This window comes from Prevotella sp. khp7, assembly GCF_900109055.1.
In the GTDB taxonomy this organism is placed as follows: domain Bacteria; phylum Bacteroidota; class Bacteroidia; order Bacteroidales; family Bacteroidaceae; genus Prevotella.
This window is the reverse complement of sequence record NZ_FOIV01000004.1, coordinates 259,702-277,016: the sequence shown is the minus strand read 5'-3', so window position 1 is coordinate 277,016 and position 17,315 is coordinate 259,702. Positions and strand designations below refer to the sequence as shown.

The following is a 17,315-nucleotide window of genomic DNA, read 5'->3' as shown; positions in this document are numbered from 1 at the left end:
TTTATATTATATATGTAGTTAGTCCTTCTGCTCCGTTGCCAACTCCTGAATCCTGGGGATAATCTTCTCACTGGTACGCATAACATGACGCAGATCCTTATAAAGACGGAATCTGAAGCGCAGCATGCGGAAGTAGAAGAAGATGCCAAAGGGTAGGATGAGACCCGTTGCAATGTTCAGACCTTTTTGTTTGAAAGGACGTGTGTGGGCGTGGGTTGCTATTACGGGATATTGGTTGATTTCGGTGAGTATCAGTTTGTCCTTGGTGTTACTCAAATCCTCGATAGCCGTTTCCAGTATGGTGTTGATGCGCTCAATTTCCTGATCGTCGCCTGCATGGAAGAATACCTTGATGGGGCTAGGCCAGCGCAAAAGCTTGTGGTGCTCGTTATAGGTGACAATCTCCTTGTCCACCTCTTCGAGCATATCTGCATCCTGTTTGTACTTCGGATCTTCAATAATAACCTCCTTGCGGGTAATAGATCGCTTGGTCCTCAAACCGAGTATACGCATGAAGAAACTCTTATAGAGATCGATGTTGAACACTACCGAGTCATTGTTGGCCTTATAGGTGAAGAATGCGGCCAATGGTGTAAGGATGACGGTGGAGATGAGCATGCCGTACCAAACCGTCCATTGGTCGTCGCGTGCCATTTTCTCACCAGTACTGTCAAGAATGTAGTAGATAATAAACACTAAGACCGATATGATGACGGGTACGCCAAGACCACCCTTACGGATGATGGCTCCCAGAGGGGCACCGATGAAGAAGAAGATGATACAAGTCAGTGAAAGCGTGAACTTCTTGATGGCCTGTATCTGGTGAGTTCTTGTACGGCGATGGAGCGCCTTTGCATATGTACCCTTCATCTCGAGATCGTTAATCAACGATGTCGAGTTGTTCATCGCATTCTTTATTGCCTCTTGTTTCTGCTGTTCGTTCAGACGACTGAAAATACTGTCGAAACGAAGTGAAGCCTGAGCAGTCTCCTTCATGATTTTCAGAGAGTCGTTCTTGCTGACGTCAGGTGTTCTGAAGTAGTATGCCTTTCCTTCTTTGTAATAAGCACGGCCTACGCTATCGTTGAACTCCTTGATGGAGTCGATGTCGTGGAGAATTTTCTCCAGTCCCTTAGCTCTGGCATCGTTGGCTATATCGTTCTCGTCAGCCAGGTTAAAGCCCCCATCGAAATCCAATACGATGCGCTTTTGGGCGAAGGTCTCGCGACGGTAGGGTACATTGGCTGTACCTGCTAGGTCCTGCGAACGCATGTTCTCGTTCCATACGCCATTGTATAGGTTCAGCAGCAAGTGCTTCTTTTCCGCGGTTGACTGCATCATGCCTGAGTCTGCCAAGATGATGGCCTGATCTTCGTAGCTGCCTGTCATGCGGTAGATCATAATGCCGTAGAGCATACCCGTTTTCAGGTCTTTCTTCTGTACGTAGATGTTCGTGTTGGGGATTCCGTCGTAGAAGATGCCTTCAGGAATCTGTAGCTCTGGGCTCTTCTGCTTCATCGAGAGAAGCAGCTGGTAGAAACCCTGATTGGCCTTGGGACCCACCACGTTCTGAAAATAGAATGACATGCCCGCCATCAGTATTGAAATGATGATCAGGGGGCGGAATGCCTGCATCAACGAAATGCCCGCAGCCTTGATAGCTGTAAGCTCAGAACTTTCGCCCAAATTACCGAAGGCGATGAGCGATGACAGCAGGATGGCAAGAGGGAAAGCCTGAGGCATTAGCATCAGTCCCATGTACCAGAAGAACTGTGCCAGCACATCAATCGATAAGCCCTTACCAATCAACTCATCGACATAGCGCCACAAGAACTGCATCATCAGCACAAACTGGCAGATGAAGAATGTACCCACGAACAGTAAGCCGAACTGCTTCGTGATGAATATGTCTAATTTCTTAATGCGGAGCATAATCAGGGTGCAAAGGTACTGCAAAAAACTCAGATTATGACCTTATTTATTTTATTATTATTAATTTTTAATGTTATAAGCCGCTAGCCCTATGCAGTCTCTCGAGATTACTCTCCCATAGGATTCTGAGTCCGTCCGCGTCGTCATCTTCTGCAAAATCGGTAATCAGTAGGTTCAGATTGTGGGTCAGGTCGCTCTTTTCAATGCGCATTTCCCAATAAGAGTCGTCATCCTCTTCTTCCCACTGCAGTTTTATATGGTCGTATTTTACCAGTTCGATTAATTGCGCTTTTCGTATGTCTTGTTCTGTCCATGGTTCTCCCCATGTGAAGGTGAAGACGCCATTATCTTCTGTAACATGGTCTGCCATCCAGCGCTCAAACCCGTGAGCACTGCTTATCTGTTCCCAAACAATGTTGGGCGACTTCGTATTCAGAGGGTATTCAATGCTGATTTTCTGCTTTCCCATATGCTTATAGGAGTTAGTTATTGTTATTTCTTCGCTACAAAAGTACAAAAATTATTCGAAACACAAAATATTTTCCCGAAAAATTTTGGTAGTTTCAGAAAAAGTAGTACCTTTGCACCCGCTTAACAGATATTCGCCCCCTTGAGGGTGTTTGTTTAGGCAAGAAGATGGCGGGATAGCTCAGCTGGTTAGAGCGCATGATTCATAATCATGAGGTCGCCGGTTCAATCCCGGCTCCCGCTACATAAAAAGGCAACTTTCTGATGAAAGTTGCCTTTTTGTATTCTATGTATCTTTATTTCCGATTATATATGCCGATGGTGAGCAGGAAGGCTACATGACATCCGTTGCGTGGTCTTTCAGATAGCTCAAGTGAGCCTCCTTGCTGTATCATCATCCGTCTGCTAAGTGAAAGTCCGATACCACTCCCAGTACGTTTGGTAGTGAAAAATGGAACGAAGAGTGACTGGCGGTTCTCTGCAGGAATGGGTACGCCATCGTTACCGATATACAAACCAATCTGCTTCTGAATATCATATTGTAAGCCATCGAATTCTTTATCGGCCATCTCAACAACCATGTTCTTGGCTCCTGCCTCTACGGCGTTCTTGGCAAGATTCATCAATACCTGTCGCAACATACCTGCATCTGCATAGACCTTAACCACCGAGAGAATGTCGATTTTCCACGAAAGTTGCGGATATTTGCGACTCACGTCGTCGATCATCGAACGGAGTATTACCTCGTTAAGCACAGGTTCCTCGAGTTCCGACATTTTTCGATAACTTGTTACGAAGTCGCTCAGATGACGTGAAGTCTCATAAATAGCCAGTATCCCATCTTCAAGTGCAGACCCCTTTACATCGGGACGACTTAGCAACGACTGACTAATACTAGTGATGGGTGCTGTGGCATTCATCATCTCGTGGGTGAGCACACGGGTCAGACGTTCCCATGACTCTACTTCGTTTTGGCTCACCTGTTGACGGATAATCTCACCCAACTGGTTCAGTGTCTTTTGCATGGCACGCTCGCCCGGGAACATGCCTCTGACGGGTAGACGGAAGGTGAAGTCACGGTTGCGTATGGCCTCTTGCATGAGGTGTGCCCTTAGACTTAAACGCCTTTGGTGATGTATAAAGATAAGTATAGCCGACAAACAAAAGCCACCTATTATAATATATAACCAGGTCATAAGCGTTTCATTTTGTTGTATAGCGTCTGTCTGGTAATTCCTAATATCTCCGCTGCATGTGTCAAATTACCATGACAATGGTCAATGGTACGGCGTATGTGCTGGGCTTCCATTTCGTCGAGTGTTACTATCTCCTTCTGCATATCGAGAACGTCTTTCAGCTTGCGAATCAGTTCGTCGTTGTCCCATGGTTTGGTTATGAAGTCGGCGGCACCGTTCTTCAGTCCTTTTACTGCAAGGTTGATGTCTGCATAGGCGGTAATTAGAATCACGGGGGTCTGTGGATGTTGCTTGCGTATAGCGCGAAGCCAGAACAGCCCCTCGTTGCCGCTGTTTACGCCAAGGGTGAAGTTCATGTCAAGCAATACGAGATCGACAGTTTGCTGTGCCATGATTTTCAGGATGTCGTCAGGCTGAGAGGTGGTTAGTACTTGCTCGAATGTAGAGTCGAGCAGATAGCGCATTGCTGTTAGGATAGCAGCATTGTCGTCAGCAATAAGTATAGTTCCGTAAGTGTTCATGGGTGCAAAGTTACGAATTAGCAATCAAAAAGCCAAATGAATTTAAGCTTTTTCGAGCGAAAGTAAGATTTGCGTAGCCTAAGATGATTATAATTGTCTAAATATCATACAACCAAGTGTATAAAAATTAGACGATTAGCCTCTGGGAGGATGTAAAAGTTTGCAGATAATATGAGAATGCTCTATCTTTGCATCAGAAAAATTTAGTCAACGCGATAAGCAATAAAAACCGAAATTAATATGAGATCAATCATTATTGTTTTCTTCACAGCAATCTCGATGCATGCATGTGCTCAGTCATCGTGGAACATGCAGCAGTGCATGCAGTATGCTGTAGAGCATAATCACGACGTGAAGTGTGCTGAACTCGACCTCGACAACTATAAGGCCAGCAGAACTGGTGCCATTGGTAGTTTTCTGCCAGAAGTTGATGCCAGCACAGGAATCCAATATAATTTTGGACGTGCTATCAATCCTAATACCAATATCTATACCGATGTAAATACATTCTCAAATGGCTATTCTGTCAATACCTCGTTGTCTGTGTTCGATGGATTCAACCGTTTGTATGCTCTTAAGGCTGCCAAGGCTGGGGTTCTGATGGGGCGCCATGCGCTGCGTTTACAGCAGGATCAGGCTGCGCTCAATGTACTTACGGCATTTACGAATGTGGCTTATTACGAGCGTATGGTCGAAATGGCTGCTGAGAAATTGGAGGAGACGACGCTACTTCTGAAACAGACGCGTCTGATGGAAGAGGTTGGACGTAAGAGCCTTACTGACGTAGCCTTGGTGGAGTCGCAACAGGCTGAGGCTAACTATGAACTGACGCGTCAGCAGAATCTCTATGCTTCGGCCTTGCTTGAGTTGAAGAAAGAGATGGCTTTTCCTATCGACGATAGTCTTGCCATTGAGGTGGGCGTGGGTAATGCTTGTTTGGTGGAGATCCCTCATCAGGGCTACTCGCAGGAGCACTCCGATTTGCAGAAGACTCACTACCAGATGCTGTCATCAAAACACGAGTGGTATAGGGCGCGTGCCTCACTTTATCCTTCTATCAGCATGAATGCAGGGATAAGTACCAATTACAACAAGGATCTACATGATAAGGATGCCCTCTCGTTCAACAGAATGTTCAAGAGTAATCTTGGTGAGTATGTGTCTGCCTCGCTGACCATTCCCCTGTTCAATCGCCTGCAAACACTGACAAATATCCGCAAGGCAAAGAATAATTATATAAAGGCTCGTGAGACCTATGAGCAGAAACAGCTCGAACTCGAGAAGCTGAGTCGTGAGGCATGGCAGGACTGGCTCGCTTACCAGAAACAGACCCGACAGATGGAAAAGAAGGTAGAAGCCGATAGTCTGTCGTATCAGCTTATGCGTCGTAAATACGAAGAAGGCCTGAGCAATCCTATTGAAGTACATACGACTTCGGTACAGTTGCTGAATTCTAAAGCCACGTTGGTTCAGTGCCAGCTCATGGCTATGGTAAAAGAACAATTAGTCAGATATTATAAAGGAGAAAAAATATGGATAGAGTAATCGAAAAGAAGAAGGGTTTCCAGCTTAAGAAGCATTGGCCCTATGCCATAGGCTCGTGTCTTTTGTTGGCTATCATTTGTTGGGTATTGTTTGGCAATCACGCCTCAACCCTGCGTGTCGATAAGGATGAGCTTACTATCAGTGAGGTGAAGAGTGCCGAGTTTAAAGACTATGTCCGCACCAGTGGTCAGGTTCTGCCTATTCAGGTGATTCAGATTTCACCCGAGGAAGGTGGTATTGTGATGGAGAAGGTGGCTGAAGAGGGAGCAAAAGTAAGAAAGGGTGATGTCATCCTGCGTCTGAGCAATTCAAACCTCGACTTGCAGATTCTTAATGCTGAGGCAGAGTTGGCTGAGAAGCAGAACCTTCTGCGCAATACTCAGGTGTCGATGGCTCAGGATAAGCTGAACAACCAGACAGAGAAGGCTCAGCTCGATATGGACATCCAGCGTAAGAAGCGCGCCTATGAGCAGAACAAACGCCTTTATGCAGAAAAACTCATCAGTCAGGAAGACTATAAACAGTCGCAAGAGGACTATCAGCTCTCTTCCAAGAAACACTCGCTTATCACCCAGCGCCTGAAGCAAGATAGCATCTATCGTTCTGTGCAGGTAGATCAGATGGAGGATAATCTCCAGAACATGCGTCGTAACGTGGTCCTGGTGCGTCAGCGCAAGGATAAGCTCGAGATACGTTCTTCGATTGATGGTGAACTCGGTCTGCTCGATGTAGAACTTGGACAGAGCATTCAGCCTGGTGAGAAGATTGGTCAGATCAACGACCTGTCCGATTATAAAGTTCAAGCCCAGATTGATGAGCATTATATCGACCGTGTGCGTCAGGGACTCATTGCCACCTTCACCCGTGGTGACAAGAAGTACCAGCTTCAAGTACGCAAGGTCTATCCTGAGGTGCGCGAAGGCAAATTCCGTTGCGATTTCGTATTCCGTGGCACTCGCCCCGAGAACATCCGTACGGGCCAGACCTATTATATTGATCTGGAACTTGGCCAGCCAGAGCAGGCAATTATTATTCCCCGCGGCACCTTCTTCCAGACTACAGGTGGACAGTGGATATTTGTTCTCGACAAGAGTGGCTCGAAGGCATATCGTCGTCAGGTGCGTATTGGCCGACAGAATCCTCTGTACTACGAAGTGCTCGAGGGCTTGGAACCTGGTGAGCGTGTTGTAACCAGCGGCTATGAGGCTTTCAAGGATAACGAAGTATTAGTCATCAACTAAATTAACAACTATGAATATTTTCAGAAACATGCTTTGTATGGCTCGTCGATTCAAGACAGCCACAGCACTCAACTTTCTTGGACTCGTGATCGCTTTCGCGACCTGCTATGTACTATGGACACAGGTGGATTATGCCCGCAACTATAATAAATGTATTCCTGAATCTCAGCGCGTGTATCGTTTAGAGGGGAAAATGGGTGCTGATGCTAACTGGGGCGCTAATATGAGTCGTGGGGTGATAGATCTTATAAGCAATATGCCTGAGGTAGAGATGTTAGGTTATATGAACGGCTTTGCTAATGACGCCTATTTCACTGTCAATGGCAGCGAGGTGAAGGGTCAGATCATGCAGATGAATGGTCGTTTGTTCGAAGTGGCTGGCGCCAAGTGCCTCAGTGGTAAGCTCTCTTTTCTCACAGAACAGGGAGGTAAGGATGGTGGAGTCGTTATTCCTGCTTCGCTGGCCATGAGAGCCTTTGGTGAGGTAAATGTGGCAGGTCGATATATTAAAGGACAGCGCGACAGCGTCCAAGTGTGTGGTGTTTATGAAGACTTTCCAGAGAATAGCTCTATTAACAACTATGCTTATATGGGGTTGGGTGATGTCTTGAAAGACAATTTCTCGAACTGGAACTACGTCTGCTATGTGCGTCTGCATCAAGGTGTAGACAGTGAGAAGATACAGGCAGCTTTTTCTCAGAAAGTCCGTGAGGAAATTCTTCGCCTTGAGATGAGCAGCGAAGGCATCGACAAACTCACCGACGAGGAACTCGAGGAATTTAATAAGAATTTCGATCGTTATATGGGTAAACAGGCCTATCGCTTAACACCTGTTCTTGAGACTTATTTCTCAGGTGTTGATTCTCATGAGGACAAAGGTAACCCTGCCATGATGTTCGTCTTACAGCTGGCCTGCCTGTTGGTTATCGTCATTGCCGCCATCAACTTCCTGAACTTCACACTGGCACAGAGCCCAATGCGTGTAAAAAGTATCAATACCCGTCTGGTGTTAGGTGAAGGACTGGGGCGCTTGCGTCTCAATTTGATAGGAGAGTCGGTTCTCATTTCTGTCATAGCCTGCCTGATAGCCATAGGCCTATGCGCTCTTCTGGCTCGGTATCCCACTGATATGCTGCAGGGTAGTATTGCCATTGGCGATCATCGCCTCTTCGTTATAGTCTTGCTGATGCTGGCTGTTGTGGTGGGACTTGTGGCTGGTGTTTATCCTGCAAAGTTCGCCACCTCGTTCCCGCCAGCTCTGGCTCTCAAGGGCTCATTCGGGCTCACTCCTAAGGGGCGCAAGCTTCGCACAGGACTGGTTTGCCTGCAGTTGTTTATATCGCTGCTCATGGTTACATATATCAGCATTCTCTATCTTCAGAGTCACTATATTTATAATTCTGATTATGGCTATGATAAGGACGAGGTTGTATATGCCAACATTGCTCCGATGATGGATAAGAGAACAGCTATCCGTTCCGAACTCCTGCAGCTTTCAGGTGTCAAGGCTGTCAGCTTCTCTAACTTTGTCTTGGGTACCAGCGATACTTATATGGGATGGGGACGTGGTGACGATGATCACAATATTATATTCTCCAGTTTCCCTGTTGATTGGCAGTATCTGCGTACCATGGGTATAGAGGTCGTCGAGGGTCGTGATTTCCGTGAATACGATGGCGATGTTTACATCATCAACGAGGCTGCTCGCAAACAGTGGGATTGGGTGAAGATGGATCAGCCTTTGCTCACCAACGATCTCCCTGTAGTAGGTGTCTGCAAGGATGTGCGTTTTACTTCAGCCCGTCATGACCGTGCCACACCTATGGCCTTTATCGTCATGGGCGAGAAATATAAAGACTGGGGCGACCGCCTGATAATCGCCAATATTCGTATTGCTGCTAATGTGGATAAGGTACAGATGCGTAAGCAGATTAACGACCTGCTCCACAAGTTCGAGAACTCTGAGCGTGTTGAAACCAGATTCCTTGACCAGACGCTCGAAGACCTCTATCAGGACGAGTTCCGTTTCGTCCGTCAGGTTCTCATCTTCAGCACAATCTGCCTCATCATCACTCTGATTGGTGTGTTCTGCATGACCATGTTCGAAACCGAATATCGTCGTAAGGAAATCGGTATCCGTAAGGTGATGGGTTCTTCAACTGGCGAGGTGCTGCTCATGCTTTGCAGCCGCTACAACTGGCTTCTCATTCTAAGTTTTGTTCTGGCTGCTCCTGTTGCGTGGTATATTGGCCAACAGTGGCTGCAGAGTTTTGCCGAGCGAACACCCATCTATTGGTGGCTCTTCCCGTTGGCCCTGCTCGTTGTCGCTATCGTTACCATGCTTACTGTAGTCATTCAGAGCTGGCGCGCTGCCAATGAGAATCCTGTAAACAGCATTAAGAACGAATAAAAAGTCGTATGAAAAGCTATTTTAAATTCCTGAGTCGTCATAGACTCTTCACTATCATCAATATCGTAGGCCTCTGCCTCTCGATGGCCTTCCTGCTGCTGTTGGGCGACCTTATCTATCGCCAGACATCGGTTGAGAACTTCCAGACCCGTGGCGACCGTACCTTTGCCATTGGAAACGAGGAGTTCACCATGTCGCACTTCCGCGTAGGACAAAAACTGCAGGATCGCTTTCCTGAAATCGAGGCCTGGTGCTCTATTTCTGGCTACCACATGTCAACAAAGATTCGTGGACAGCATGTGGATACCAAGATTCTGGTGGTTGCACCTAACTTCTTCGAGTTCTTTGACTACCAGTTATTGACTGGCGACAAGCGCAAGGTACTCAGTGCCCCTAATCAGATGGTGGTCAGCAAGTCGTTTGCCCAGCGCTATTGGCCTGAGGGTGATGCTGTGGGGCAAGAGATAGTGATGGGTGGCAAGGAAGATTCCTCCAATCATATCACCTATACCATCAGTGGTATTATGGACGACTTTGATCGTTCCGTTATTCCCAACGAGTATGAGTGTGTGGTGAATGTAGAGAACCATCGTTATATAAACATGTCGGCCTATGCCGAGAGTATGAATAATGCTGGTAGTAGTGTGGTATTCCTTATGGAGCGTGAAGGCTGCGACCTACGCAGCAAGACCACAGCCATGCGCGACTATATGAAAACCTTCTTCTGGCTCTACCGGATGGAAGCTGTCAAGGAGGTAACACTGACACCGTTGTCTACCCTCTATTATGATGCTCATGAGTGTATGCTGGAATCTGGCAAGTTGAATCATGGCAATCGCGATATGGCTCACCTTTATGTGGTGATTGCTCTGCTGGTATTGGTGTTTGCCATTTTTAATTATGTAAATCTGAGTGTATCGCTCACTACAGAGCGTTCTAAGGAGATGGCCACACGTCGACTGTTGGGTCTGTCGCGTTTGCAGGTGTTCCTCAAGCTCATTGGAGAGAGCATCTTTTTTACGGCCATTGCTTTTGGCGTGGCTTATCTGTTAGCCCTTGTCCTGCAGGATAAGGCTATGGAGATGGCCGCTTGTCCGATGGGTCTGTTGAAGGATACAGGCATCGTTACGATGATTGGTTTTGTGCTTATCATCGCTTTGGTAGGTGCGTTGGCTGGTTTTGTGCCCGCCTCGATACTCAGTGGCTATCAGCCTATCGATATTGTGCGTGGCACCTTCCGTCGTCGTGTCCGTCAGCGTTGGAGCCATGTACTCATGGTGCTGCAGGCTGTCTTTGCTATCGTCATGCTTACTGTGACACTTCTGCTAGGCAGTAATATTCGTGAGAAGATGAACCAGCCTTTGGGTTATGACATCGATAACATCCTTGAGACCTGGAACATTGCAGGATTTAACCAGTCGCAGCGACAGACCTTCCGCGACAGACTTATGAAGTTACCAGAGGTAGAGGCCGTAGGTTACGGCTATGGAACGCCGCTCAATTACTTGGAGAACCACACTACCCAGGCCGACGATGGTTCTGTGGTAAGTCTGAGCTATTTTATGGGCGACAGTTGTTTCTTCAATATCCTGAACATCCATCCGGAGAAAACCTATTCTGATGATGGTATAGGTGTGAACCACCAGTTGTTGCGTCAGTTTGGTATGAGCGATGATGCCAAAGAGATAGTGACTACCAGAGGACATATGACCATTCATGTCGCCGCTCTCTATCCTGACTTTGTCTTCCTGAATGTGATGAATGAGGAAGAAAATCCCACACCTTACCTCATATATAAGGAAGACGAATACCGCGATGATAGCAAAAGCGATATACGTGAGAATTACGGCTCGCCACGTATGGCTATTGTGAAGTATCATGGAGATCGTAAGAAAGTTGAGGAGGCGATGATTCGTCTGCTGAAAGAACTGACAGACTATGAGGTGGAAGAAATCCGTTCACTCCGCCAACAGCATCAGACGTGGTACGAGGATTACGAACGATTCCTCAATGTGCTGACTGTCTTCACCGTTGTGGCTTTGCTGATTGCTATACTCGGACTGATGGCAATGAACAGCTACTTCGTAGGTCAGCGTCGCCGTGAGATAGCCGTGCGTCGTGTGTTTGGTGCTGAGATCAGCAGTATCACCCTGCGCCTGCTACGTACCGTGTTTATGCAGTCACTGGTAGCCGCCATCATCGCCATCCCATTGGCTTACTGGCTGGCACCTGCGGCAGGCAGTATATCAGGTTTGCATGTCGAAATGCAGTTTATGCCGTTGTTGCTCTCGCTGATTATTGTGCTGGTGATAAATGTGCTTACTGCCGCCCTGCAGGGTTGGCGCGCCGCTACCGAGAATCCTATCAACAACATTAAAAACGAATAAGCCATATAAACCATATGAAAAGTTACTTTCGTTTCCTATCACGCAACAAGCTCTACACATTAATCAATGTAGTAGGGCTTGTCGTGTCGCTGATGTTCATCATCCTGATAGGCGACTACACCTGGCGCCAGTACAGCATCGATACCTGGCATCAGAATGCCGACCGTATTTACGTGGTGGGCAATCAGGAGAGCTTTGCCTTGTGGCCAGAGGCTACTGAAGCCATCAAGAATATGTGCCCTGAGGTGGAACAGACCTGTTGTGTACTAAGTCAGAAAGGTAGAATAAAATATGGTCAGCAGGAGGTACAGAATGGCGCTAATGAGAATGGCATCATCATGATGGCCGACTCCACATTCTTCCAGTTCTTCGACTTCTCCTTGGTGGCTGGCGACAGACAGACGGCTCTTGATGCACCCGATAAGTGTGTGATTACAGAGCGACTGGCTCATCGCTTGTTTGGCGCGAAAGACCCGATAGGCGAGTCGTTACAGGTTATAGGAGAGTTTGAAAGCGACCATGCCAGGGAGTTTTTTGATAGTACGCTGGTGTATACCGTAAGTGCAGTCGTAAAGGACCTGGATCATACGGTGCTGCCTAACGAGACGCAGATTATTATCAGTATGGAGCGTTATCCGCAGGTGATTGGCTATCGTTTCTTTAATTATCATTTTGCCAGCACCACGATTAGTAGTTGTAAGGCTTTCTTTATGCTACGTCCTGGCATGACGCTTGAAAACAAAGTTAAAACCATCGACGACTATATAGATAAGAATTTCCACACAATCCTGGGCCATCACAAAACGACAGTTACACCGCTCAAGGATATGTTGTTTGCACCTCAAAATAACGGTAAGGGACTGCTAAAGGGTGACAAGACTCGACTGCGTATTCTGTTAGCCGCTGTATTTGCGCTTCTCTTCTTCGCTGTTAGCAACTATATCAATCTGACGGTTGCTAATACCGGCTTCCGTGCCAAGGAGATAGCTACCCGAAAGCTTTTCGGCAGTAGTCAGTCGCGTGTGTCGCTCAAGCTGATTGCAGAGTCTACCTTGATGGTAGCCATCTCGTTTGTGATTGGTTTGTTCCTGGCTATCAGTTTTCAGGAAGAGGTTAGCCAGTTGTTTAGGGGCAAGATAGCTCTATGTGAAGATATCAATGTGATGAGTGTGAGCGTAAGTCTCGTCTTTATCCTGCTGACGGGTATCGTGTCAGGCATCCTGCCATCCATGCTGCTTTCGCGATTCCAGCCCATCGATATTGTGAAAGGCAACTTCCGTTTCCATTCCAAGATGGTGCTGGGGCGTTTGTTCATCATCCTGCAGAATGTGATTACTGTTACCATGCTTACGGCCTCGCTTGTTATCTGGTTGCAACTGAACCACCTGATACATGCACCACGCGGTTTCGATGCCAAGAACCTGTATTGTATTATGAGTCCAGATGGAAAGAGTCAGGCCATTGGCAAACAACTTGCTGAGTTACCTTTTATCGAGAAAATGGGTACCTATGAGGGAGGACTGTTTAATTATAACTTCCCGTCTGCGCTCGGAGTTGTACGGGGCGATCAGCTTTTGGTGTTGTTCTGTACTACCATAGACCAAGCCTCTTTCGACCTCTTGGGCCTGAAGATTATCAAGGATCACGGTTCTGTAAGTGGCGGCTATTACTTGACGAGAGAAGCTTTGAGACAGTTAGGCTATAACGATGAGACGCGTGTGTTAGACTTTGGCACCGGTAGTACCGCTCCGATAAATGGTGTGCTGAATGATATTAAACTGGCCAATGTGCTGAGTGATATTACACAGCCCGATGTTCCGAATGCCGAGGAGCCGCCTTTTGCCATTTGTATAGATAAGCATAAGGAGTTCCCGCATTTCCTGGTAAAGACCAATGGCGATAAGAAGGCAAAGGCAGTTTTCCAGGAGATGGTTAAGAAACTGGAAGATCCTAATGCCTCAAAAGTACAGGGTATAGAACGGGTGCAGAGCATTGAAGAATCTATAGAAAAAGCATTCGCAAAAGAACAGAACACGCTGAAGATCGTGTTGCTCTTTACCCTCATTGCCATCATCATCTCTATCATGGGCTTCGTAGGCTTGTCGCTCTTCTTTATCCGTCAGCGACAGAAGGAGATAGGCCTCCGTAAGATTATGGGGAGTACGTCCGGCGAAGTGATGATGCTGATGCTGCGTATGTTCTGTACGCCGTTGCTGCTATCGTTTGTGATTGCCATCCCCCTGTCGTGGTATGTGATGACCGATTGGCTTAGCAACTTCAGCTATCGCATCAGTCTCAGTCCTTGGATCTTCGTCGTAACCAGTGCCTTTGCCCTGCTGGTAGCTGTACTCTCAGTGAGTCTCCAGATTCTCAAGGCTGTGCGTACCAACCCTGTAGAGAGTATTAAGACGGAGTAATTTTATGTAAAGTGTCAATAAATCATACAATGGAGTGTCTAAAGATTAGACAAACTGCCTCTGAGCAGTTAAAACAACTTGCAAGTAGTGAGAAATAATCGTATCTTTGCGTTGTAATAACGAATAATATTAAATATCATACAACTATGATTAAATTAGAAAACATTCAGAAGGTGTTCCGTACCGAAGAGGTGGAGACCGTAGCCCTGGGCGGCGTATCGCTCGAAGTGAAAAAAGGTGAGTTTGTGGCCATTATGGGTCCCTCAGGTTGTGGTAAGTCAACGTTGCTCAATATTCTGGGCTTGCTTGATAATCCTACCAGTGGCCAGTATCTGTTGGATGGTCAGGATGTGGGCTCGCTCAAGGAGAGTCAGCGCACCAAGGTTCGTAAAGGTCAGATTGGCTTTGTGTTCCAGAGCTTTAACCTGATTGATGAACTGAATGTAGAAGAGAATGTAGAACTGCCATTGACCTATCTGGGCGTACCCAAGAAAGAGCGCAAACAGCGTGTCGATGAGGTGCTTCGTCGCATGTCCATCTCACACCGTTCTCATCACTTCCCCCAGCAGCTCTCCGGTGGTCAGCAGCAGCGTGTTGCCATTGCCCGCGCCGTGGTTACCAACCCCAAGATAATTCTCGCCGATGAGCCCACAGGTAACCTTGACTCAAAGAACGGCCTTGAGGTGATGCAGCTTCTCTCTGAACTGAACAAGGAACAAGGCACCACCATCGTCATGGTGACCCACTCAGAGCGCGACGCTGGTTATGCTCAGCGCATAGTGAGCCTGCTCGATGGTCAGGTGGTACCCGAGGTAAAGCTATAGTTTATTTTAGTGTGGCAATCTCTGTCTTGATAGTCTTGAAGGCGTCGCTCGATGTCTTCAAGACTATTTTCGATGGAGCCTTGCCAGCGCGCAGAATCACCATGGCCGAGCCGTTGTACAGACGACGATGGTCTGTGGCGTTGAGTTCCTCGCTGTTCATATCGCCATTCGTTACAGCTACGATGCGGGCATCGCCTGTCACCTCAAACTTCAGCTCGTCCTGTGCCATAGGAACGCGACGCCCCTTGCTATCGATAGCCTCCAGACGGATATGCATCAGGTCCTGTCCGTCAGCCTTCCAGCTAACGTCTTCTGGTGTTGCCTTCAGTCTCACGGCCTTACCTGTGGTTTCAATCCTGTGGTGTGCCACAACCTTCTTGTGGTTGTATGCAACCGCTTCAAGTCTTCCCTCCTGATAGATGATGCCATTCCATCTTATCTGGTTGCGCTGCTTAGCGTCGTTTTTGGGGTTCTGCTTTCTGCCTAGACTCTTACCGTTCAGCAGAAGCTCCACCTCGTCGGCGTTGGTATAGGTGATGAGGCTCAGTTCTGTACCGGGCTTCCTGCACCAGTGATCGCTCATACCATCATTGCCTGTCTGCACACCGTTCCACATCATCTCATTCTTCGAGTCAATCACGGCGATATGTACCACAGGCTCCTCGGGCTTGAAGAACGATTTCATCAGATAAGCTTTGGGCTTTGGCTCTAGCGCGATGTCGAACACGCCTTGCGTCCAACCCTTGGCAGGCCAGCCCTGACTTTCGCCTAAGTAGTCTATGGCGCCCCAGTAGGCCAGACCAATCACCTTGTCGAGGTCCATCTCGAAGAAGTTGGGTCCCATGGCTGATACTGATGCTTCGCTCTGGTAGAACTTCATCCAGGGGAAGCGTCGCCCGTCACCGGGGAAGTACATGTAGCGATAGTTGTAGGCTTGTATGTCTGTCTGCATGGCTAAGTCGTGGGGCAGCGAGTCGGTGTCCCAGTTACGATAGCGGGGGTGCATGGCTACGGTCACCAGTCGTGTAGAGTCGTAGCGCTGTAGCAGGGTTTTCTGTAGTTTATACAAGGTCACGCCGAAGTCGTTGTATGGCATGTTGGGATCCTGCTGCAGCTCGTTGCCAAGGCTCCAGAGGATTACTGACGGCGAGTTGCGGTCGCGTTTCACCCATTCGGGTATGTCGTGCTGCCATAGTTCCTCGAACGCCACCTTACCGCCAGTGTGCTGACGGGTCCACTTGTCGTAAAGCTCGTCGACCACCAGAATGCCCAGCTTGTCGCAAAGGCGGATGAAGTCGCGGCTATAGGGATTGTGTGAGGTACGAATGTGGTTCATGCCAAACTGTTTCATCAACCTGATGCGCTTCTCGATGGCTTTGGGGTAGGCAGCAGCACCCAGAGCGCCGAGGGTGTGGTGATTGGCATATCCCTTCAGAAGCACCTTCCGTCCGTTCAGCTTCAGACCGAAGTCAGGGCCGAACTCAATGCTGCGTATGCCAAACGTCTCACAGGTCTCGTCGGCGGCAGTGCCGTCTTCACGCAGCAGCTGAGCCTTTACGGTATACAGATAAGGTGTGTCGAGGTCCCACACCTTTGGGTTACTGATTTCAATATCAGTTGCAATGCACTCTTCCTGATGACGGGCCATCTTGTGGCGCTTCAGGGCAATGGTCTGGTTGTAGACCGTTTCACCTTCTGGTGATATAATCTGCAGCACTATGCTGGTGGCGGCGCTCTTTGTGCGGTTGGTAAAGTCGGCGCTGATGCTTACATACTTATTGTCGCGCGTGGTGATGTAGAGCGGATGGCGTCCGAAGAACAGTTCCTTCGGTGTGCTGACGATGCTCACGTTGCGTATCAGTCCGCCCCCCGTATACCAACGTGAGTTCCCTGGCTCGCGGGTGTCTGCCACCACTTCGATCAGGTTGTCTTCGCCGTATTTCAAGTCATCGGTGATGTCAATCTCAAAGCCAACGTAGCCGTAGTTCGTGCCGCCCACATGCTTCATGTTCAGGTAGACGTCAGCAGTGTACATGATTCCCTCGAAGTCGAGCATCACGCGCTGCCCCTTCATACTCTCCGCTGGCGTATAGTGCAGACGGTAATAGCCCTTGCCCATTTCTTTGAATCCGCGACTCGACAGGCGGCTCTTGATGTTGGCTGCCACGTCGGTGTTGTCGGGCCTCTCGTCAGCGGCAGGAGCCACCCAGGGCTGCTCTATCTGGAAGTCGTGAGGCACGTCGATCTTCTTCCATGCCCCCTCATCGTTTAATCTGAACTCCCATCCGAAGTTAAGGTTCTGCACGCAGCGCTGTGCCGATGAGGTGATGATGTTAAAAACGCAAAGTGCTATTAGTGCTGTCCGTTTCATATT

The 17,315-nt window shown here is 48.0% G+C and carries 11 protein-coding genes and 1 tRNA gene; 7 read left to right on the top strand and 5 right to left on the bottom strand.

The annotated features are described in order from the left end of the window. Window positions 1-18: 18 nt before the first annotated feature. Both BMX82_RS11490 and BMX82_RS11485 read right to left on the bottom strand, forming a co-directional pair. Window positions 19-1,932, bottom strand: coding sequence for an LptF/LptG family permease (locus BMX82_RS11490; protein ID WP_036909668.1), 1,914 nt, complete (start codon window positions 1,930-1,932; stop codon window positions 19-21). A gap of 73 nt (window positions 1,933-2,005) precedes the next feature. Continuing rightward, entirely contained in the window at window positions 2,006-2,401 is a 396-nt protein-coding gene (locus BMX82_RS11485) for an START-like domain-containing protein (protein WP_036909667.1), read from the bottom strand. A gap of 169 nt (window positions 2,402-2,570) precedes the next feature. Between BMX82_RS11485 and BMX82_RS11480 the strand changes: the two genes are divergently transcribed. Further along, window positions 2,571-2,644: transfer RNA gene (locus tag BMX82_RS11480), tRNA-Met, on the top strand. 52 nt (window positions 2,645-2,696) lie between these two features. Here the strand turns inward: BMX82_RS11480 and BMX82_RS11475 are convergent. Together BMX82_RS11475 and BMX82_RS11470 are read right to left on the bottom strand one after the other, a co-directional pair. Further along, entirely contained in the window at window positions 2,697-3,500 is an 804-nt protein-coding gene (locus BMX82_RS11475; protein ID WP_255396607.1) for a sensor histidine kinase, read from the bottom strand. 92 nt (window positions 3,501-3,592) lie between these two features. Beyond that, entirely contained in the window at window positions 3,593-4,117 is a 525-nt protein-coding gene (locus tag BMX82_RS11470; protein ID WP_036909665.1) for a response regulator, read from the bottom strand. A 240-nt stretch (window positions 4,118-4,357) separates the two neighbouring features. Between BMX82_RS11470 and BMX82_RS11465 the strand changes: the two genes are divergently transcribed. The 6 genes from BMX82_RS11465 (at window position 4,358) to BMX82_RS11440 (ending at window position 14,941) form a co-directional block, all read left to right on the top strand. Then, window positions 4,358-5,662 carry a TolC family protein gene (locus BMX82_RS11465; protein WP_091769129.1) on the top strand — a complete coding sequence of 435 codons (1,305 nt, stop codon included), beginning with the start codon at window positions 4,358-4,360 and terminating at the stop codon, window positions 5,660-5,662. Further along, window positions 5,650-6,903: an efflux RND transporter periplasmic adaptor subunit gene (locus BMX82_RS11460; protein WP_036909663.1), complete on the top strand. Its 1,254-nt coding sequence runs from the start codon at window positions 5,650-5,652 to the stop codon at window positions 6,901-6,903. The genes BMX82_RS11465 and BMX82_RS11460 overlap by 13 nt, the downstream gene beginning before the upstream one ends. A 10-nt stretch (window positions 6,904-6,913) precedes the next feature. Beyond that, window positions 6,914-9,313, top strand: coding sequence for an ABC transporter permease (locus tag BMX82_RS11455; protein ID WP_091769127.1), 2,400 nt, complete (start codon window positions 6,914-6,916; stop codon window positions 9,311-9,313). Window positions 9,314-9,321: 8 nt separating this feature from the next. Then, window positions 9,322-11,700: an ABC transporter permease gene (locus BMX82_RS11450; protein ID WP_091769124.1), complete on the top strand. Its 2,379-nt coding sequence runs from the start codon at window positions 9,322-9,324 to the stop codon at window positions 11,698-11,700. 14 nt (window positions 11,701-11,714) lie between these two features. After that, window positions 11,715-14,117, top strand: a complete 2,403-nt coding sequence (locus BMX82_RS11445) for an ABC transporter permease (protein WP_091769121.1) — start codon at window positions 11,715-11,717, stop codon at window positions 14,115-14,117. Window positions 14,118-14,263: 146 nt separating this feature from the next. Next, window positions 14,264-14,941 carry an ABC transporter ATP-binding protein gene (locus tag BMX82_RS11440; protein ID WP_036909659.1) on the top strand — a complete coding sequence of 226 codons (678 nt, stop codon included), beginning with the start codon at window positions 14,264-14,266 and terminating at the stop codon, window positions 14,939-14,941. A 1-nt stretch (window position 14,942) separates the two neighbouring features. On the opposite strand, the gene BMX82_RS11435 is transcribed toward BMX82_RS11440, so the two are convergent. Further along, a complete protein-coding gene (locus tag BMX82_RS11435) occupies window positions 14,943-17,312 on the bottom strand; it encodes a glycoside hydrolase family 2 TIM barrel-domain containing protein (RefSeq protein WP_091769118.1) in 2,370 nt (789 codons plus the stop codon). Window positions 17,313-17,315: the final 3 nt, after the last annotated feature.